This window comes from Gordonia sp. CPCC 206044 (assembly GCF_048537895.1).
Lineage (GTDB): Bacteria > Actinomycetota > Actinomycetes > Mycobacteriales > Mycobacteriaceae > Gordonia.
Map to the genome: position 1 here is coordinate 69,098 of NZ_JBCLVL010000018.1, position 19,003 is coordinate 88,100.

Here is a 19,003-nt window from a genome sequence, read left to right on the forward strand (position 1 = left end):
ATATTGCCACTGTGCACTGTTACGATCTCGGATGTCATTGATGTCCGACGACCGAAGGTATGCACGACATGGCCGAACGTTCCCCCTGGGAAACCGATGAACTGACCGCACTGCGTGACCTCGCCCGCAGCTTCTGTGAGAAGGAGATCGCGCCGAACTCGGACAAGTTCCGCGAGCAGCACCATGTCGATCGCGACCTGTGGAACAAGGCAGGTGAACTCGGGCTGCTGTGCATGTCGATCCCCGAGGAGTACGGCGGTGGTGGCGGCACATTCGCCCACGAGGCGGTGCTCATCGAGGAGCAGGCCCGCATTGCCGACTCGTCCTGGGGCGTGAGCCTGCACAACGGCATCGTCGCGCATTACCTGCTCGCCTACGGGTCGGAGGAGCAGAAGAAGACCTGGCTGCCGCGCATGGCCAGCGGTGAAGCGGTCGGCGCGATCGCGATGACCGAACCGGGGACGGGTTCGGACCTGCAGAACGTGAAGACCAAGGCCATCCAGGAGGGTGACGAGTACGTCATCGACGGTTCGAAGACCTTCATCACCAACGGTGGGCAGGCAGACCTGATCATCGTGGTGGCCAAGACCGACGTCAGCGAGGGTGCCAAGGGCATCTCGCTGATCCTGGTGGAAGCCGACCGCGAGGGTTTCCGGCGTGGGCGCGTGCTCGACAAGGTCGGGCAGCGCGGTCAGGACACCTCGGAGCTGTTCTTCGACGGCGTCCGCGTGCCGACCTCGAACCTGCTCGGTGCCGAGGAGGGGCAGGGCTTCGTACAGCTGATGATGCAGTTGCCGCAGGAGCGCCTGATCATCGCGGTGGCCTCGGTCGCCGGCATGGAATCCGCGGTGGCGCAGACGATCGAGTACACCAAGGACCGGACGGCCTTCGGCAGGCCGATCTTCGGATTCCAGAACACCAAGTTCAAACTCGCCGAGGCAGCTACAGAGGCGCGCATCGCCCGCGTGTTCGTCGACGACTGCATCAACAAGCACCTGGTGGGGGAGCTGGACATCCCGACGGTCGCGATGGCCAAGTGGTGGACCAGCGATCGCGCCATGGTGGTGGCCGACGAGTGCCTGCAGCTGTTCGGTGGCTACGGCTACATGAACGAGTACCCGATCGCGCGGATGTGGGCCGACAACCGCGTGCAGAAGATCTACGCCGGCACGAACGAGATCATGAAGGAGATCATCGCCCGGTCGCTGTGATGGGATCGCCGGCGCAGCAAGGGGACTGCGCCGGCGTCGCGGTGACCTGTCGCGTGTCTATCCGACCACGAACGTGCGTGACGTCCCGGTGAAGGAGCGTAGCGCGCCGTCGGCGCCGCGGCTGTCCCCGTGGTAGCGAATCCGGAAATGACCCGAGGTCTGCGGCGGAATGGTCCACTCGATACGGACCACCGAGGCGGCGGCGTCCGTCGGTGGCCTGCGCCAGTGCAGCTCGGTGGCCCAGTCGTTGTCGTCGGCGACCTTCACCCATCCGTCCTGATCGCGGCGCTGGACCTCGAGATAGGTTCCGCCGGTGTGGAAGTCGTTGTTGGGGTGGGCGCCGACGAACTCCGCGACCACCGTCTGACCGACTCTCGAGCGGCCTGCGGGCTGAGTCAGGATGTCGCCGAACCGGTGACCGGACAACGGGCGGTCGGGGGGTACCGGCGGTAGCAGATCGGGTTGGAACGCGGATTTGTCCAGCGGTGCTGGGCCGCGGCCCAGACGTCTGCCGGCTGTCATCGCCGCGGCCAGCGCCTGGAATTCCTGAAGATATGCCGAGAGCGTCCACCGACCGAACTGTGTCTCGCCGCCCTCGTACTGTTGGGCATCGTATTCCTCCGGTGTGGTGACGTACTGGGTATAGGCGTTCGAATAGCCTTGGACCAGAACGTTGTCCATACTCACCTTCATCGCATCGGCGACGACGGTGCGTAGCCGTAGCCCCGCCACGATCGTCACCTCGGCCGGGACGGCCACCAGGACGATCTCGCCGATGCGCAGGATCTGCAGCGGCACGACCTGCGGAATCCACGGGGCCGGCGGCATCAGCCCGAGCGGGAACATGATGAGTTTGGGTGCCTGCATGTCTCGAAACCGCTGCGGCACAGCGGGTCTGCGATCGCCTCCGAAGGAGGAGACCAAGGGGTTGGTCATGCCTTCCTTGAGAAAGGAGAGCTGCGAGTAGTAGTTGTCCTCGGTGCTCGTCGCCACGGCTCCGGCGCCCATCATCGCCGGTGTCGTGGAGGCAGGCCTGCCCTCTGGGGTGAAATCCGCCGCGATCTGCACCGACGACATGTCCACATACCGCGTGATCGCGTCGACGCCACCTCGCGTCATGGGTCGAGCCGAGTCGAAAGCCTCACGGCCGGCGAGATACTGGCGCTCGCCGATCAGCGCGCAGTTGCGTTTGTTGTCGTGGGTCGGTCCGCTCGGGTGCATCTTGACGAGATCGAGATTCGGCGTCATGTCGCCGCTGTTCGTCTGCGGGAACGCGGCGACGAATCCGGGTTGTGTCGACTCCCAGCGGTAGCTCGCGTACCCCTTGTTGTCGCCTGCGATCAGACGATTCTTGTCGGTGAGCGACGTGCCGTGGGTGGGAAACCAGGTGATCGCACCGACGTCTTCGCCGCCCTGGGCGAACCGCAGCACCGTGACCATGGGATCGATGGCGTCAGGAAAATGTCTGCGGTCCGACGCCGGGTTGAGGTCGAATGCCGACCTCGACCGGTTACGGCTCGCGTCGTGCAACTCGCCGCGGCCGATGGTGATCGTTCCCGGTGCCAGACTGTCATGCGCTCGCACGATCGCCGCGTAGATCCCGTTCAGTTCCGCCTCGTAGGAGTTCTTCTTGAAGCCGTACGCCGCAAGCGAATACGCGAAGTCCCACGCGGTCCCACCACATGACGCGTGGGTGTGGGTGGCATTGAGGTTCACGTTCTGCTCGGTGTAGAGCGAGCCGAACTTCTTGCGCAGCTTGGCCATCAATCCCATGTGATGGGACTGGAACAGGCAGGCCACGTCGCTGGTCACGAAGACCACGCGCGAGCCGGTCGAGGCGTCGACGACGATGTACGCGCGTGCCCAGCACCGTTGCAGCAGCCCCTCCGCCACCTGGTCGGCCTCGGAGTAGCCCATCATGCCCTGGCCTGCGATGGCACCGGTCATGTCAGCGATTCCGCACCCGACGAGGTAGTCGCCGCCCACCGCATCGCCGTGACTCGGCGCGGCGCTCGCCGACGGTGCTCCGATGGCGAGCGCGATCCCGCCGCCGACCGCGGCGGTGGTCGTCGTGGTCAGCAGTTGTCGGCGTGTCACGTCCATGGTGGTTCCCCCTGTGAGTGCGCGGCGGGTGTGGTCTGCCGCGGTGATCAGTGCGGTGAAGTGATGTGGTCGGCCAGTACGGTGACGGTGGCCTCCGCGATGCGTTCACAGATGCGGCGATCGCGGGTGTTCAGGTAGGCCAACGTGATCCCGTCGGTGGCGGCGACCACCAGCGGTGCGAGGTCGGCGGTCGCCTGATCCCAGGTGACGTCGGACTGGGCCGCGGCCGACTCGAGACCGCGGGCGATGGTGGCGTAGTACCGGCGGTACATCTCGGCGCCCAATGTGGCGAGTCCCGTGGTCTGGCGCGCATATTGGTTGAGCGAGATCATCGCCTGCTCACGCTCGGGGTCGGCGACGAGAGCGTCGATGTAGCCGAACAATGCTGTCCGCAACGTCGTCACGACCCCCGTTGCACCCCTGGTGGGTGCGGCCGTCCCCGCTCGGAGGGCGGCTTCGATGACGCCGAGCTCCGAGTCGATTCCGCGCTGGACCAACGCGGTGAGCAGTTCCTCTCGCGAGTCGAAGACGTAATGGAACGTCGACAAGGTGACGTCGGCTTCGGCGCTGATGGCGCGGGTCGTCGCACCGTCCACCCCGGCGTTCGCGATCACACGGAAAGCAGCGTCCAGCAGCAGTTCTCGCCGCTTCTCGACAGGCATTCGGGCCATGATGGTTCCTCGGTTCGCGTCTGACGCCGCTGACGATGGTGTGTCAGCGGAGCTCGGTGAGGACCTCTCGCGCCGCACGTTTGCCCGATCGCACCGCACCGTCCATGTATCCCGTCCAGTAGTCGGCCGTCTCGGTGCCTGCCCAGTGGATCGGTCCGACGGGTTCACGCAGTGCCGGACCGTATTTCGTGAGCGTTCCGGGCCGGCTCACGGCGACCGGGCCACCGCGCGACCACGGTTCCAGATCCCATTTGAAGATGCCGTGGTCGATGTGGTCGCGAGCCTCCGGCCCGAAGTAGTCGACGAAGTTCTCGATGCACTCGTGCACGATCTGACTCTCCGGTGCGTGATCGAGCCTGCGCATCGCGTCCGCGGAGATGAACCCCATGAGGATGTGGTCTCCCCCGGCGTAGCTCTCGAAGGTGACGTCGATCGGGCGGCCGTTGCCGTAGACCTGACCGGACAGCCCCTTGTCGCGCCAGAACGGCCTTCGATACAGCGCCGAGAACTTGCTGATCGCCCCCATGTGGTAGCCGCGCGTCAAGCCCAGACGTGCGGCGGACAGCCCGGGTTCGTAGCGGATCTGGCCACTGATCGCCGGCGACATCGCGACGATGACCTTGCGCGCGGTGAACGTGCCTGCGTCGCTGGTCACCCGAGCCACGCCGCCGGACCAGCCGATCGAGCGGACCGGGGCGTTGTAGACGATGCGACTGCCGAGTGAGCGTGCCATCCGCAGCGGGATGAGCGCGGCGCCGCCGTCGAAGAGCTTCTCCTGTGCGCCGCCGTCTGTGCTGAGCAGTCGGATCAGTGTGCCGGGGTTGTTCTCGTCGCCGGCAGCTGCGATGTAGTTCAGGTAGTACAGCGCCGACAATTCGTCCGGCCGTACCGACACCGCCGCCGACATCGCAACCGCAGCCAAGGATCTGGCGGTGGGGGAGGACACGATCTGGTCGGTGTACTGCTTCCAGGTGATCGAATCGAGGTAACGGGCGTTGGGGTGTTTCCACGGCTCGCCGACAGGGAAGCCCGCGAGTGCGTCGGCCTGCGCACGTGCGAGTGCCGGTCCTGCCTCGGCCGTCGCCGGGACCAGCGGCAGCGGGACGTCGGCCGTCATCCGGTGCGCGGTGCCGCTGTTCCAGAAGATGCTGTCGCCCTTGTTGTAGGTGTTCAGCGTCGGCACGCCGTACTCGCGGGCGAGCGCGGCGATGTGGTTCTGGGTGGGGCCGATGAACTCGGCGCCCGCGTCGAGGACGGCCCCCTTCTTCGGGGATCGGATGTTGTGGACGCGTCCACCCGCTCTGTTGCGGGCCTCGAGGACGAGAACCGAAGCTCCCGATGCGGTCAAGGTCTTGGCCGCGGCGAGGCCCGACAACCCACCACCGACGACGATCGCATCCACGGTCGTGCCACGCGGCGCGGCTGACACGGGACCGGCGCCGATCAGGCCGGCGCCGGCGACCGCACCGGCCGCGGCGACGGTTCCACCGAGGAACGTGCGACGTGAGAAGTCTTGGCTCATGGAGGCTTTCCGATCCTGGCAAGGGACTGCGAGAGTCCGCGGGTGGGTAGAACGAAACGCTAGTCACCGCATGTTTAGGTCATCTGACCTGAAGTAACGGCATGGTAACAGGTGATGTGTTCTGTGTCTCCATTCAGGGCTCGTGTCGTGCCGGGTCACGTTTGGCAGTGGGTGACGCCGAGCCTGCCGCGCCGGTTGAGCCGCGGGGTTGGGGGAGCGTTGCGAGTGTGTGAACAACCCGGACGAAGTCATTGACCGCACCGAGGGTGCCGATTAGCTTAGCGGTAAGAAACTGAGTGATCAGGGACCTAGGACCCGATCTCGACCACGCAAGGGAGTGTCATGACAACAACACGCTGGGTGACCGCGGACACGCACAAGTGTGCCGCGCGATGATCTCGGGAGATGTCGCAATCGTCGGTGCCGGTATCGGAGGCCTTGCGACTGCCATCGCGCTGCGGTCGGTCGGCATCGAGCCGGTGTTGTTCGAGCAGACGGCACAGTTCTCGCGAGTCGGTGCGGACATCAACCTGACACCGAACGCGGTGCGGGCGCTCGACGCTGTGGGTGGACGACGGCTCGGTGATTCGCTGCGGTCGAGCGGTGCGAAGCCCCGGTTCCGGATCAGCCGGACGTGGGACACCGGTGCGGAGACCTCCCGTATCGCGATGGGAGCAGAAGCGGAGATTCGTTACGGCGCACCGCAGCTCACCTTGCATCGAGGCGACCTGATGTCGGCGCTGCGCGCCGAGGTGTCCGACACCTGGATGCGCATGGGTCGTCGGGTCGATTCGGTCGGGTTCGGTGAGCGGACCACATTGGTGTTCGATGACGGTTCCCGTCACGAATGCGATGTACTGATCGGCGCCGACGGCATCCACTCTCGCGTACGGACGGCCATGTTCGGTGCCGAACACCCGACCTTCACAGGGGTTGTCGCGTTCCGGGCGGTGGTGGATGCACAGAAGGTCGCCCACCTCCCGAACATGGACAGCTTCACGAAATGGTGGGGGCCCGACGCCGACACCCAGATCGTCACCTTTCCGCTGAACCGGGGCAAGGAGATCTTCGTCTTCGCAACCGTCGCTCAGTCGAATTGGACCGAGGAGTCGTGGACGACGCCGGGGCGGATCGAGGAACTCCGGGAGATCTATCGTGACTTCCATCCGGAGGCCCGCGAACTGCTCGGTGCGTGCGACGACGTCATGAAGTCGGCACTGTACGTGCGCAATCCGTTGTCGGAGTGGACGAACGGATCCGCCGTCCTGATCGGCGACGCCTGCCACCCGATGATGCCGTTCATGGCACAGGGCGCCGGTCAGGCGATCGAGGATGGCGTCGTGCTGGCTCGGTGCCTTGGGTCCGGGTCCGATGTCGAGGCCGCCGTGCGCACCTATCAGGACACCCGGTTGGGTCGAACCTCCGAGATCCAACGTGGCTCACGCGGCAACGAGTGGCTGAAGACCGCGGGTAATGGCGACTGGGTGTACGGCTACGACGCGATGACCGTACCGCTCGGCGAGCCGATCGGTTTGCCCTGATCCAGGCTGACCGTCCACTTGCTGGTCGAGCAGGTCAGAGGCGCCGGCAGAGCGGCTGATGGCGGGATCACTTCTGTTGCGGGGAAAGTGATCCCGACGGTCGTTCGACTAATGGCCGCCCGATCGGCGGTCCGGCATCTGTTGTCTGCTCGATCGGCGACCTGCGTCTGCGTCAGGCGCGTCGCTGAGCCTCGTGCGTGACCAGTTCGGCGGCGATCGAGACGGCGGTCTCGACGGGTCCGCTGTTGCCGATCGGTAGGCCGATGGGACTCGAAAGTCGTATCAACTGTTCGTTGGTCAGGCCGGCGGAGAGCAACTCTCGACGGCGGCGGGTGTCGGCGCGCTTCGACCCCATCGCGCCGACATAGAACGGTCCGACATCCCATCGTGCGTCGTCGAGACATTCGATCAGGACGGGCACGTCGATCTTGGGGTCGTGGGTCAGCACCACGAACACCGATCGCGCATCGAATCGTCCTGAGTCACGTTCCCGGGCAACGTAGTCCGAGGGCCACTCGCAGACGACCTGATGTGCGCCGGGCAGGCGTGCGGCGGTGGTGAACACCGGACGGGCGTCGCATGCGGTCACGTGATAACCCATCCGAGCGCCGAGTGCCGAGACCTCGGCGGCGAAGTCGGTGGATCCGACGACCACCATTCGTGGTGCCGGTGTGAACACACGCAGGACATCGCCATTGTTCAGTAGGCCGGTCGGGGTGCCGTCGGGATCGACCACAGTGTGCCGACAGGCGTCGTCGGAGAGCGTAGTGCGGAACGCGGAACCCTCACCGTCGACAAGTCTTTGGCAGATCTCCCCGAGGATCGGGAACGATGCGCGGTCGAGTCGTTCGACGAGGACCGACATTGAGCCGCCGCAGGTCAAACCGGGCGCCAACAGGTCACCGTCGGGTCCGTAGTTCTCGATTCGCGCGACGCCGGTGGACAATACCTCCAACGCGCTCTCGTACAGGGCGCCCTCGACGCAACCTCCGGAGATGCTGCCGACGACGCTGCCGTCTTCGCGCACGATCAGCATCGCGCCCGGTCGGCGCGGCGTGGAACCGTGGGTCGCGACGACTGTGGCCAGCGCGCATGCATCGCCGGCGAGCCATATCTCCAGTGCTTCGGCGAGCACGGGCTCGGCGGTTCGGAGAAGACTGTCCATCTCGGGTCACTTTCGCACGTTGCCGGTGGTCTCCGATGTCGGTGGCAGTCCTGGGCTGAGGTCGACACACTGGCGGGATACCGTGATCCTACATAAGTTTTGCGCTAAGGTATCTCCGAGTGGCGCGCCCGATGCGTGCCTGCACGGCACCTGGGCCACCCGCGGGGAGTGGCCGATCGATGGGAGTGGCCAATGGCGAAGTCCTCGACCCGATTCGACGACGGGGTTGCAGACATCATCGGCGGCTGGGCGGTGTCGCGCCCGGAACTCGATGTCGCGGCCATGGAGGTCTTCGGTCGCCTGCATCGCAGCTATCTGCTCTATCGGGCGGAGATCAACGCCGGCTTCGAGAGCTTCGGTATCAACGAGGCCGGTTTCGATGTTCTCGCCTGCCTGCGCCGCGCGGAGCCGGATTATCGCCGCACCGCCGGTGAACTGGCCAAGCAGACCCTGGTCACCACCGGTGGGCTGACCTTGCGCGTCAATCGGTTGGAGGCAGCCGGGCTCGTGTTGCGCGAGCGAGACGAACATGACGCGCGGGTGGTGTACGTATCGCTCACCGGGGACGGGAAGGAACTGGTCGACGAGGTTGCCGACGCGCATTTCGCGATCCTCGATCGACTTCTGCAGGGAGTGTCGGCTCGCGATCGCAAGCAACTCGCCGAGCTGCTCTACCGACTGGAGGGCTCGCTGCGGGCCAGCGGCGATCCCGAACTGGTCGACGGCGTGGAGAGCGCCTGACGTCGACGCTCAACCGCCGGCGTATCGATGCCGGACTGGCCGGGGACTCGCACATCGAGATCGCCCCGGCCTTTGTCGTTTCTGGTGCTGACCACGAGCCGATCGAATCACGCCGGCCTCGAAGGTGTTTCCTTCTGTGCCACTTGCGTAACCCGTATGTAAATCATCTCGGCAAAGTTCTCGAAAACGTTGACCTCTTTGCGCAAAGACAGGCACACTCTCTTACACCAAAGATGCTTGGTGCTCAGATGTGTTGGGCACCCGCTGTCGAGAACGAACGGAAGAAACCAGCCCATGAAACGAATCCGCGTCGCATTGGCGGCGGTCGCCGCCGGCAGTGCCCTGGTCCTGTCCGCGTGTGGTGGGAGTCCCAGCGAGCCCGCTGCCGCGAAGACCGACGGTGCACTCGAGGCCACCGACATCACCGTCGGCGTGCTGCCGCTGGCCGACTACGGCGCCGTGTACTGGGCCGATGAGCACAAGCTGTTCGAGAAGGAAGGGCTCAAGGTCACCCTCGAACCCATCCAGGGCGGGCCGATCGGCATCCAGAAAGTGGCGTCGGGCGAGCTCGACTACGCCATCGCCAACACCATCTCGGCGTCGATCTCGCAGGCCCAGGGTGCCCCCATCACCGATGTCGCCTTCACCGCATCGCTCGGCGAGGGCAGCGGCGCGGTGTTCGTCAAGGACGATTCGCCGATCAAGACGATCGACGACCTGAACGGAAAGACGGTGGGCACCAACACCACCCGAAACATCGGCGACGTGACGTTCGCGAACCTTGCCAAGTCGCAGAACAAGGACGTCAAACCCAACTGGGTGGAGGTGCCGTTCAACGAGATGGTGTCCGGCGTGCAGGCGGGCTCGATCGAGGCGGGCTACACCCCGGAGCCGTTCTGGTCGGCGGCCGAGAAAGCGGGAATGCGACGAGTCGTCGACCTGACAAACGGGCCCAACGAAAACCTGGCGGCATCGATCTTCGTGGCGGGCAATCAGTTCGTAGCCAAGAATCCCGATACCACTGCGGCATTCGCGAGGGCGATCTACGCCGCCGGCCGCGAGATGAGCGCAAACGAGCAGCAGGTTCGCGGTTGGATTCCGAACGTGGCCAAGGTGCCTGCGGACGTTGCCCAGACGATGGTGATGCCGACCTATTCTTCGGCCATGGATGTCGAGGCATTGCAGAAGGTCGCCACGATGCTCAAGGACCAGGGGCTGGTTCCCGGCGACTTGGACATCAGCAAGTACCTCTACCAGTTGCCCAGGGACTGATCTGTCGTGCAGTTCAACACTGAGCCCCTCAGTCGTGCGGCGGTGATCGGCTATGGCGTCATCGGTACCGTCGGTACGGCGGTCGTGGCCGAGGTTGTGCTCCGCTCAGGGCTGATCGACAAGCCGGGACTGCCGATCCCGTCCACGGTCCTCGGCAGTGTCGGTGACCTCTTGGGAGACAGCACCTTCTGGGATGCCGTGGGGTTCACACTGCGTGAGTGGCTGTTGGGCGTTCTGATCGCCGCAGTCGCGGGTGTGCTCCTGGGTGGGCTCATGGGTGCGTTCTCGAAGGTCTTCGTGGCCTTCGAGTTGCCCGTCGAGGTGTTCCGTGTCCTCCCATCGGTGGCCGTCGGACCGATTCTGGTGTTGCTGTTCGGGTCCGGGATGCTCCCGTTGTCGTTGACGGTTGCGCTGTCGTGCGTGTGGCCGATCCTGCTGAACACGCTGTACGGCGTGCGCGGCACCGACGCGACCGCCGTGCAGACCGCCCGCACCTTCGGCATCAGCGGCCTCGGGGTCCTCGCCCGGGTGAAGATCCCGAGCGCACTCCCGTTCGCCTTCACCGGTATCCGGGTGTCGGCGTCGATCGGTCTGATCGTGGCCGTGAGCGCCGAACTGCTCATCGGCAACGGTCAGGGCATCGGCGGCTACATCCTGGTGAACAGCGCCAACGCCACCGATCTCGACATGGTGTACGCGGCCACTCTGGCCGCCGGAGTGCTCGGAGTGGCCGTGAGCGCCTTGTTCGCCGTCGTCGACAAGAAGGCCTTCGGATGGAAGAAGGGACTGGCGCAGTGACTCTCGCGCAAATGGATCAAGTGGCGGTCGCGACCGGTCGGCCGACGTCCACCCCCGCTGCACCGCGGCGCGTCCGGGCCTATCAGCGTTTCGCCGGCCGGGCCGGGCTACGGATCATCGTCCCGGCGTTGCTGATCATCGGCTGGTATGCCCTGTCGCAGTCGCCGACATCGGGACTGTTCGTGGCACCGCCCGGCGACGCGCTTGCGCGTGTCTTCACCGACTTCTTCAGCTCGGATCCGGCGAAACTCTTTCTCGGGGAAGCATTCTACGACGACCTGCTGCCGAGTTTGGGACGTGCGATGGCGGGTCTGACGCTGGCCATCGTGGCGGGTATGGGCTTGGGCATCCTGCTCGGGATGAGCCGCGTGCTGACGGCCTTGTTCGCACCCCTCATCCACCTCGGCCGGTCGCTGCCGAGCCCGGCCCTGCTGGGGGTGTTCTTCCTTCTGTTCGGTACCGGCGACAGCCCGAAGATCTTCCTGATCGCATTCAGCGTGGTGTGGCCGATCCTGCTCAACACGATCGACGGTGTACAGAGCATCGGGACCGGCCGTATGCAGGCCGCAGCCATCTTCAAGATCAACCGTGTAGATGCGTTGGCGCACATCATCCTTCCAGGGTCCGCGCCGAAGGTGTTCGCCGGCATCCGCACCGCGATGTCGTTGTCACTGATCATCATGATCATCTCCGAGTTGCAGAAATCCGAGAACGGTCTCGGCTACCTGCTCGTGCAGACCCAACGGAACTTCGACTACACGGGGTTCTGGGCGGTCCTGATCGTGCTCGCCGTTCTCGGCGTGCTACTCAACATCGTTTTCAAGGCGGTCGAGCGGCGTGCGCTCGCCTGGCATCGAGGAGCTACAGCCCAGCATGACTAGCATCGCAGAACAGCCCACCACCACCTCCGCCCAACTGACACTGGACGCGGTCTCGCGGCGCTACGGGGACAACCTCGCCGTTCGGGAGGTGAGCGCACAGGTACCCGCAGGCAAGGTGAGTGTGATCGTCGGTCCGTCCGGTTGTGGCAAATCCACTCTGTTGCGCATGATCAGCGGCCTGGACGCCCCGACGTCCGGGACGGTCGAGTTCAACGGCGAGCCGGTGACCGGTGTCCCCGACGGGCTGTCCATGGTGTTCCAGGACTACTCGCGTTCTCTGTTCCCATGGATGCGGGTCGACAAGAACGTGGCATTCCCGTTGCGGCACCTCAAGTCCGACGAACGGTCCGCACGCGTGCACGAGGCCATCGATGCCGTGGGCCTGGCCGGCAAGGAGAAGCTGTACCCGTGGCAGATGTCCGGCGGCATGCAGCAGCGCGTGGCGATTGCTCGCGCACTGGCATGTCACCCGAAGCTGCTGCTGATGGACGAGCCGTACGCGTCGGTCGATGCCCAGACCCGTGCCGACCTGGAAGACCTTCTGCTGACCATCCAGCAGCGCCTGGGTATCACCGTGCTGGTGGTCACCCACGACATCGACGAGAGCGTCTATCTCGCGGACCACATCATCGTGCTGTCCAAGCCGCCGAGTGTGGTCGCCGAGGTCATCGAGGTCGATCTGCCGCATCCGCGTGATCAGGTGGAGACCAAGGAGGATCCGGCGTTCGTGGAGATCCGGGCGCACGTAACCAAGCTGCTCCGTTCGGCGGAGTCCTCGGCGGCCGGGAACACCTGATGCGTACGCAGGCACTGGGGGCGGGCCTGCTCGCCCAACATCAGTCGGCCGCGGCGCCGTTTCGGCTGCACCGACCCACCGGGGTGACCGAGACATGTGCGTTGGTCGCGGAGCATCCGGACGCGACGGTCGCGGCCGGATGTTCGGATCTCATCGCGCGGATGCGTGAGGGGGAGCAGGTCCAGCGGTTGATATCGCTGCGCCAGGTCGCCGAACTCGGCGAGATCAGCCGTCAAGGTGCTCTGCTACGGATCGGCGCGACGGTCACCCACCATCGCGGATCCTGTCATCCGCTGGTCGAAGCGACGCTCCCGGGATTCGCCGCCGCATGGAATTCCATTGCCACGGTGCGTATCCGCTACACCGGAACTCTCGGCGGCAACCTACGGGCCGGCCGGCATCGATACGAGATGCCACTGATGCTCGGGGCGCTCGAGGCTGGCCACGACACCGATCAGACAGGTCGGCTGCTCCTCGGCGTCCACATCGACACCAGCACCCTGGTCTGGTTCGGCTACGAACGGTCCCTGAGGCCGATCACCACCCTGGCAATGGCCATCCGACGAGCCGACACCGGCGAACTCGTCATCTGTGCAGTCAGCGGTTCGGAGTACCGGCGTGGATTCACCCTCCGAACCGAGACCGGCGTCGACGATCTCGCAGATCTCGACATCGCTTCGGTCAGTGGGCGGCTCGCCGCGCAACTGCCCGATGACTGCGCCGACTACAACGGATCGGCCGAATACCGACGCCACCTGGCGCAGGTGTTGGCGAGCCGGCTACTGCGTCGGGCCGGAGAGGAGAAGCAACGATGAGTGAATGTGACCTCGACAACGGAATGGTCGACGGCGGTCCGGACATCGACGGCGAACTCGAACCAACGGTCGAGTTCGTCCTCAACGGGACACGTCAGGCCACCCGGGTGGCCTCCAACGCCACCCTTCTCGGCGTGCTCCGCGACGAGTTCGGCTGCCGCGGCGTTCGCGCCTCCTGCGAACGCGGCGTGTGCGGCGCCTGCACCGTGCTGATCGACGGCGAGCCGGTGGCCGCCTGCTCGACGTTCGCCTTTGCCGTCGAAGGCGCCGAGGTGGAGACGGTGGAAGGTCTCACCGGTCGCGACGGTACTCCCTCTCCCGCCCAGAAGGGCTTCACCGAGTGCGGCGGATTCCAGTGCGGCTATTGCACTTCGGGCATGCTGATGCTCACCACCGGCCTGCTGCGCCGCAATCCCGACCCCGACCGCGACACGATCCGGGACTGGATCTCGTCGAACACCTGTCGATGCACCGGGTACGAGATGATCTTCGAATCGGTCGAGCGTGCTGCCGACATCGCGCGTGTGACATCACCGTGTGGTGTCGACTGCGCGTGTGGTGATGAGGCCACCGTGCAAGGCGCCGTCCGATGACCGTCGTGGAATCCTTCGAACACACCGTTACGCCGGATCGTCGCGGCGGATACGTGGTTCACGAGCTGCCCACCGTGGACCCGGACCACCGCATCCACGGACGTGACCTGCCGCGCGCCGATTCGCACGTCAAGGTCTCCGGCAAAGCGGTGTACGGCACCGACGTGGCGCGTGCCGGCATGTTGCACGCCAAGGTACTGCGCAGCCCGCACGCGCACGCGCGGATCGTCTCCATCGACACCTCCGCAGCGCGTGTACTGCCGGGCGTGCATGCGGTCCTGACACGTGACGAGGCGCAAGGCTTGCAGCCGTACGGCACCATGGTCAAGGACCAGCCCACGGTCGCGATGGACACGGTCCGCTACGTGGGGGACATCGTCGCCGCGGTGGCCGCCGTCGACGAGCGCACCGCCCTCGAGGCGCTTGATCTGCTCGACGTGCGGTACGAGTTGCTGCCCGCGGTGTTCGACGTCGATGCAGCGCTGGCCGATGGGGCACCGGAGATCCACCCGGAACCGCCGTTCGGTGTGGTGCCGGGATACGGCGACGGCGCGTCGGCGGTGTTGCGACCGCGTCCCAACGTGCCCTACGAGTTCCGCTACCGGACAGGCGATCCCGCGGTGTGGGATGAGTGTGACCATGTCTTCGTGGACACCTTCCGGTACTCGCGGATGAACCACATGCATCTCGAGCCGTTCGTCACCGTGGCGGAGGCGACCGACGACGAGATCGAGGTCTGGACCTCGACGCAGAGCCCGTTCAATCTGCGCAAGGAACTGTCGCGCATCTTCACGGTGCCGGAGAACAGGATTCGCGTCCAGGTGCCTCTGCTCGGCGGTGGTTTCGGCGGCAAGAACGGGCCCAAGGCCGATCCGGTCGCGATCCGGCTGTCGCAGTTGTGCGGGGGACGCCCGGTTCGGTTCGCGATGACCACCGAAGAGGTCTTCCTGACCGTCTCCCAGCACGCAGCCAAGCTGGTGGTGAAAGCGGGGGTCAAGGCGGACGGGACGTTCGTCGCCCGCGAATCGCTGGTGTTGCTCGACGGTGGCGCCTACGCCGAACACAGTCCGGCGGTCGCCGAGAAGGCCGGCTACCGGATGCCCGGTGCCTATCGGTGGAGCCACATCGAGTCGGCATGTCAGGTCGTCACCACCAACACCGTGCCGGCCGGCGCGATGCGCGGATTCGGTGGCACCCAGGCCACCTGGGCGAGTGAACGGCAGGTCGACCTCATCGCCGAACGCCTCGGTATGGACCCGTATGAGCTGCGGCTGAAGAACCTCAAGGCGCTCGGCGAGGAGTTCGTGCCGGGCGAATCGGGCATCGATTCCGACCTCGCCGAGGGGATGCGGGTGGTCGCGGACGCGATCGGCTACCACCAGCGTCCGCGCCGCGCCGAATCGGGACCGGTGCGCCGCGGGATGGGCGTTGCCGTCGGGGTGAAGGACGGCGGCGGCATCAACAAGCCGGCCATGGCCCGGGTCAAGGCGACCTCCAAGGGCGACGTGATCGTCAACTGTGCGCTCACCGAGATGGGGCAGGGTGGCCATTCGGCGATGTGTCAGATCGTCGCCGAGGTCCTTCACACCTCCCGTGAGCGGGTCACCTACGCCCGTATCGACACCGAAAACACCCCCTTCGATCAGGGCACCAACGCCAGCTCCGGGGTCGCGGTGATGGGGCACGCGGTACGCAGCGCGGCCGAGAACCTACGGCGCCAGGTACTGGAATGGGCGGCTGGACAATTCGGTTTCGACCCGGCCACCGCAGTGCTGGCGGACTGGGCGGTGCACACCGCCGACGGTGACGTGTACCCGTTGTTCGGCCGCATCATGGAGGTGTTCGGCAACACCGGATTCGAGTTCTCCGCGGACGGCTTCTACAAGGCCCGCAATGACCACCGGGCTCCGCTGGAGGCGCCGTGTGTGTTCTGGGAGATCGGCTGGGCCGCCGCCGAGGTCGAGGTCGACGTCGAGACCGGGCGGGTACAGGTGTGCCAACTCGTGGTCAGCGGCGACGCCGGCAAGGTCATCAACAAGATCGGTTGTCGCGGTCAGGACGAGGGCGCCGCGATCTTCGGTCTCGCCCAGGCGCTGTTCGAGGAGATGCGCTACGAGAACGGCGAATTGCTCAATGCCGAGGCGCTGCTCTATCGCGTGCCGCTCGCCGAGGACATCCCGCAACGCTTCGGCTCCATCACCCAGGAGCAGGGCCATGGTGCGGGACCGTTCGGTGCCAAGGGTATGGGGGAGGGTGGCATGCTGCCGGTCGCGCCGGCCATCGCGCAGGCGGTCGCCGACGCCGTGGGAGCACAGCTGACCGAACTCCCGATGAGTCCGCAGCGGGTGTACCAGGCGCTGTCGACGGTAGGAGCCAGGTGATGGCGGACCAGACATCCGGAGGCCGTCTGGGCGGGAACACGCGGGTGGCCGTCCTCGGACACGGCAGTATCGGCGCGGTGGTCGCGGCGCGGCTGGCCGCGGGAGCGGTGGATCGAGCCACACTCGGCGCGGTGATCGGTCGCGGACCGCGCGACGGCACACCCGTACCGTGTGTGCCGCTCGAGGACGCATTGGCCCTCACCGAGGTCGTCGTCGAATGTGCCGGACAGGACGCGGTGCGTGAGCACGCGGTCGCGATCGTGGAGGCGGGCTGCGACCTGGTGCTGACCTCGATCGGTGCACTCGCCGACGTCGACCTGCGTAAGCGGTTGTGTGATGCCGGGCCGGGCCGCGTCGTCTGCACCAACGGTGCCGTCGGAGGTCTGGACATGCTCGCTGCCGCCTTCGCGTCCGGGGGACTGGACACGGTGTCGATCACCTCGACGAAGAAGCCGGCCAGTCTGCTGCGCCCCTGGATGTCCGACGCACAGCGGACCGAGATCGCGTCCACCACCGTGTCGTTGCAGGTCTTCACCGGCTCGCCGGACGAAGCCGCCCGGCTCTTCCCGGAATCGCTGAATGTCGCCGTGGCCGTCGATCTCGCGGTCGGGGGCCTGGGCACCACCGTCGTCGAGCTCATCGCCGATCCGGCCGCTCCGATGACCAGACACGCGGTCCGTGCCGACGGGCCGATCGGCAGCTACACGTTTGTGTCAGAGAACCGCCCCGGCGTCGACAACCCTCGCAGCAGTGCGGTGGTGCCGTTCGCGGTCCTGAAAACCGTGGCAGACCTGGTGCGACAGCGCCAACCACGGCGCTGACCGGCCACCTGGTAACCAGATATTCACATATTTATCTTGACACTAAATATCTTTGCGCTCAGACTTACCTACACGGCAGGTGAACACCCCGGCCGCCCACACGAGAGGGAATGCACGAGAGATGAACTCCTCCAACGGAATCGCCGACGGCATCGTCATCGATCAGGCGTCGCGTGGTCTGGTCGACGCCGTCGATCTGCTGGACGAGATCTTCGTTGCCGGTCACTGGCGACAGGGCAGCGGTGCAGTCATCTCCTCGGTGGACCCGGCCACGGGTGAGGTGTTCGCGCAGCTGCACGGGGCAATCCCCGACGACGTCGACGAAGCCGTCGCCGGGGGATTGCGCGCCGTTGCCGACAGCGGCTGGGACCGTTGGCTGCCCCACGAGCGGGCCGCGGTGCTGCGCCGCATCGCCGACGGCATCGAGGCGAACAACGAACGCATCGCGGTCCTGCAGACCACCGACACCGGCAAGACCCTCACCGAGACCCGTGCACTCGCGGCGAGCGCAGCAGGCACCTTCCGCTACATGGCGGCCGCCCTAGAGACGATGGAGGGAGCCATCACTCCGTCGCGCGGCCCGTACGTCACGTTCGCCACCCACGAACCGATGGGAGTGGTCGGTGCGATCACCCCGTGGAACTCGCCGATCGCCTCCGATGCGCAGAAGATCGCGCCGGCACTGGCCGCGGGTAACGCGGTGGTCGCCAAGCCGCCGGTGTGGGCGCCGTGGGTGACCCTCCTGCTGGCCCGCATCTGCACCGACGCCGGGCTGCCCGCCGGCCTGCTCTCGGTGCTGCCCGGCCCGGGACGCACCGTCGGCGAGGCACTTGCCGAGCACCCCGACGTGGCGAAGCTGACCTTCACCGGCGGGACCGATACGGGTCGGCATCTGGCCCACATCGCCGCGGACAAGCTCATGCCGGTCACCCTCGAACTGGGTGGCAAGTCACCGACGATCGTCTTCGACGACGCGGACATCGAGCAGGCGGTGGCGGGCATCCTCTACGGGGTCTTCTCGTCGTCAGGGCAGAGCTGCATCGCCGGATCTCGGGTGTTCGTCCAGCGTTCGATCCACGACAGATTCCTGGCGCGGCTGGTCGCGGCAACCGAGGATCTGCGCGTGGGCCCGGGCACCGATCCGCGGACCCAGGTGGCACCGATGATCACCCGGTCGCACCGCGACGGGGTCGCGGCGATGGTCGAGGCCGCACGAACGCAGGGGGCAACAGTGTTGTGCGGCGGCGAGATTCCGTCGAACCCGGAACTGGCCGACGGGGCATACTATCGGCCGACGATCATCGCCGGCGTCGACAACTCCGCCGACATCTGCCGTGAGGAGATCTTCGGACCCGTTGCCGTGGTGCTGCCGTTCGACGACGAGGACGACCTCGTGGAGCAGGCCAACGACACCGTTTTCGGGCTCGCCTGTGGCATCTGGACCTCCGATTACCGCCGGGCCTGGCGGATCGCCGGTGCGGTGCGTGCCGGGACTGTCTGGATCAACACCTACAAGCAGTTCTCCATCTCCACCCCCTTCAGCGGTGTGAAGGATTCCGGCCTCGGCACCGAGAAGGGGCGCGAGGGCATCAAGTCCTACATGAACCAGAAGAGCATCTACGTCGACATGGCCGGGACACCGTTGCCCTGGGCCGGCGGCGCGTGAGCAGTCAGCGATCAGGAAAGGCAGAC

The 19,003-nt window shown here is 66.0% G+C and carries 16 protein-coding genes; 12 read left to right on the forward strand and 4 right to left on the reverse strand.

What is annotated here, in order from left to right; all coding sequences use genetic code 11:
* Positions 1-68 precede the first annotated feature (68 nt).
* Positions 69-1,211, forward strand: coding sequence for an acyl-CoA dehydrogenase family protein (locus AAFP35_RS22975; protein ID WP_419223978.1), 1,143 nt, complete (start codon positions 69-71; stop codon positions 1,209-1,211).
* Positions 1,212-1,268: 57 nt separating this feature from the next.
* On the opposite strand, the gene AAFP35_RS22980 is transcribed toward AAFP35_RS22975, so the two are convergent.
* From AAFP35_RS22980 to AAFP35_RS22990, 3 genes are read right to left on the reverse strand one after another with little or no spacing between them, the layout of a single operon-like run.
* The gene (locus AAFP35_RS22980; RefSeq protein WP_419223979.1) at positions 1,269-3,314 is read right to left on the reverse strand and encodes a neutral/alkaline ceramidase; all 2,046 of its coding nucleotides are present in this window, start codon (positions 3,312-3,314) and stop codon (positions 1,269-1,271) included.
* 47 nt (positions 3,315-3,361) lie between these two features.
* Entirely contained in the window at positions 3,362-3,985 is a 624-nt protein-coding gene (locus AAFP35_RS22985; RefSeq protein ID WP_419223980.1) for a TetR/AcrR family transcriptional regulator, read from the reverse strand.
* 43 nt (positions 3,986-4,028) lie between these two features.
* On the reverse strand, positions 4,029-5,507 hold the full coding sequence (locus tag AAFP35_RS22990; RefSeq protein ID WP_419223981.1) for a flavin monoamine oxidase family protein: 1,479 nt from the start codon (positions 5,505-5,507) through the stop codon (positions 4,029-4,031).
* A 392-nt stretch (positions 5,508-5,899) separates the two neighbouring features.
* On the opposite strand from AAFP35_RS22990, the gene AAFP35_RS22995 reads away from it, so the two are divergent.
* Complete coding sequence (locus AAFP35_RS22995; protein WP_419223982.1) at positions 5,900-7,048, forward strand: FAD-dependent monooxygenase; 1,149 nt, start codon at positions 5,900-5,902, stop codon at positions 7,046-7,048.
* A gap of 172 nt (positions 7,049-7,220) precedes the next feature.
* Here the strand turns inward: AAFP35_RS22995 and AAFP35_RS23000 are convergent, their stop codons facing one another.
* Positions 7,221-8,213, reverse strand: coding sequence for an XdhC family protein (locus tag AAFP35_RS23000; protein WP_419223983.1), 993 nt, complete (start codon positions 8,211-8,213; stop codon positions 7,221-7,223).
* Between the two features lie 192 nt (positions 8,214-8,405).
* Between AAFP35_RS23000 and AAFP35_RS23005 the strand changes: the two genes are divergently transcribed.
* From AAFP35_RS23005 to AAFP35_RS23050, 10 genes are all read left to right on the forward strand, one after another.
* Positions 8,406-8,954, forward strand: coding sequence for a MarR family winged helix-turn-helix transcriptional regulator (locus AAFP35_RS23005; protein ID WP_419223984.1), 549 nt, complete (start codon positions 8,406-8,408; stop codon positions 8,952-8,954).
* A gap of 294 nt (positions 8,955-9,248) precedes the next feature.
* Complete coding sequence (locus AAFP35_RS23010; protein WP_419223985.1) at positions 9,249-10,226, forward strand: ABC transporter substrate-binding protein; 978 nt, start codon at positions 9,249-9,251, stop codon at positions 10,224-10,226.
* Between the two features lie 6 nt (positions 10,227-10,232).
* Positions 10,233-11,024 carry an ABC transporter permease gene (locus AAFP35_RS23015; protein WP_419223986.1) on the forward strand — a complete coding sequence of 264 codons (792 nt, stop codon included), beginning with the start codon at positions 10,233-10,235 and terminating at the stop codon, positions 11,022-11,024.
* An 11-nt stretch (positions 11,025-11,035) separates the two neighbouring features.
* Positions 11,036-11,905: an ABC transporter permease gene (locus tag AAFP35_RS23020; RefSeq protein ID WP_419223987.1), complete on the forward strand. Its 870-nt coding sequence runs from the start codon at positions 11,036-11,038 to the stop codon at positions 11,903-11,905.
* Positions 11,898-12,701, forward strand: a complete 804-nt coding sequence (locus tag AAFP35_RS23025) for an ABC transporter ATP-binding protein (RefSeq protein ID WP_419223988.1) — start codon at positions 11,898-11,900, stop codon at positions 12,699-12,701. Before AAFP35_RS23020 ends, AAFP35_RS23025 begins: the two co-directional genes overlap by 8 nt.
* Complete coding sequence (locus AAFP35_RS23030; protein ID WP_419223989.1) at positions 12,701-13,516, forward strand: FAD binding domain-containing protein; 816 nt, start codon at positions 12,701-12,703, stop codon at positions 13,514-13,516. Before AAFP35_RS23025 ends, AAFP35_RS23030 begins: the two co-directional genes overlap by 1 nt.
* A complete protein-coding gene (locus AAFP35_RS23035; protein ID WP_419223990.1) occupies positions 13,513-14,109 on the forward strand; it encodes a (2Fe-2S)-binding protein in 597 nt (198 codons plus the stop codon). The genes AAFP35_RS23030 and AAFP35_RS23035 overlap by 4 nt, the downstream gene beginning before the upstream one ends.
* Positions 14,106-16,490, forward strand: coding sequence for a xanthine dehydrogenase family protein molybdopterin-binding subunit (locus AAFP35_RS23040; protein WP_419223991.1), 2,385 nt, complete (start codon positions 14,106-14,108; stop codon positions 16,488-16,490). Before AAFP35_RS23035 ends, AAFP35_RS23040 begins: the two co-directional genes overlap by 4 nt.
* Complete coding sequence (locus tag AAFP35_RS23045) at positions 16,490-17,311, forward strand: aspartate dehydrogenase domain-containing protein (protein WP_419223992.1); 822 nt, start codon at positions 16,490-16,492, stop codon at positions 17,309-17,311. The genes AAFP35_RS23040 and AAFP35_RS23045 overlap by 1 nt, the downstream gene beginning before the upstream one ends.
* 121 nt (positions 17,312-17,432) lie before the next feature.
* The gene (locus tag AAFP35_RS23050; RefSeq protein ID WP_419223993.1) at positions 17,433-18,977 is read left to right on the forward strand and encodes an aldehyde dehydrogenase; all 1,545 of its coding nucleotides are present in this window, start codon (positions 17,433-17,435) and stop codon (positions 18,975-18,977) included.
* The last annotated feature ends 26 nt before the right edge of the window (positions 18,978-19,003 follow it).

What these genes read in the sequence shown, in the direction of transcription:
- AAFP35_RS22985 (WP_419223980.1), bottom strand. Translation starts at nt 3,985, where the DNA reads ATGGCCCGAATGCCTGTCGAGAAGCGGCGAGAACTGCTGCTGGACGCT.
- AAFP35_RS23030 (WP_419223989.1), top strand. Translation starts at nt 12,701, where the DNA reads ATGCGTACGCAGGCACTGGGGGCGGGCCTGCTCGCCCAACATCAGTCG.
- AAFP35_RS22990 (WP_419223981.1), bottom strand. Translation starts at nt 5,507, where the DNA reads ATGAGCCAAGACTTCTCACGTCGCACGTTCCTCGGTGGAACCGTCGCC.
- AAFP35_RS22980 (WP_419223979.1), bottom strand. Translation starts at nt 3,314, where the DNA reads ATGGACGTGACACGCCGACAACTGCTGACCACGACGACCACCGCCGCG.
- AAFP35_RS22975 (WP_419223978.1), top strand. Translation starts at nt 69, where the DNA reads ATGGCCGAACGTTCCCCCTGGGAAACCGATGAACTGACCGCACTGCGT.
- AAFP35_RS23035 (WP_419223990.1), top strand. Translation starts at nt 13,513, where the DNA reads ATGAGTGAATGTGACCTCGACAACGGAATGGTCGACGGCGGTCCGGAC.
- AAFP35_RS23050 (WP_419223993.1), top strand. Translation starts at nt 17,433, where the DNA reads ATGAACTCCTCCAACGGAATCGCCGACGGCATCGTCATCGATCAGGCG.
- AAFP35_RS22995 (WP_419223982.1), top strand. Translation starts at nt 5,900, where the DNA reads ATGATCTCGGGAGATGTCGCAATCGTCGGTGCCGGTATCGGAGGCCTT.
- AAFP35_RS23025 (WP_419223988.1), top strand. Translation starts at nt 11,898, where the DNA reads ATGACTAGCATCGCAGAACAGCCCACCACCACCTCCGCCCAACTGACA.
- AAFP35_RS23045 (WP_419223992.1), top strand. Translation starts at nt 16,490, where the DNA reads ATGGCGGACCAGACATCCGGAGGCCGTCTGGGCGGGAACACGCGGGTG.
- AAFP35_RS23020 (WP_419223987.1), top strand. Translation starts at nt 11,036, where the DNA reads ATGGATCAAGTGGCGGTCGCGACCGGTCGGCCGACGTCCACCCCCGCT.
- AAFP35_RS23040 (WP_419223991.1), top strand. Translation starts at nt 14,106, where the DNA reads ATGACCGTCGTGGAATCCTTCGAACACACCGTTACGCCGGATCGTCGC.
- AAFP35_RS23010 (WP_419223985.1), top strand. Translation starts at nt 9,249, where the DNA reads ATGAAACGAATCCGCGTCGCATTGGCGGCGGTCGCCGCCGGCAGTGCC.
- AAFP35_RS23005 (WP_419223984.1), top strand. Translation starts at nt 8,406, where the DNA reads ATGGCGAAGTCCTCGACCCGATTCGACGACGGGGTTGCAGACATCATC.
- AAFP35_RS23000 (WP_419223983.1), bottom strand. Translation starts at nt 8,213, where the DNA reads ATGGACAGTCTTCTCCGAACCGCCGAGCCCGTGCTCGCCGAAGCACTG.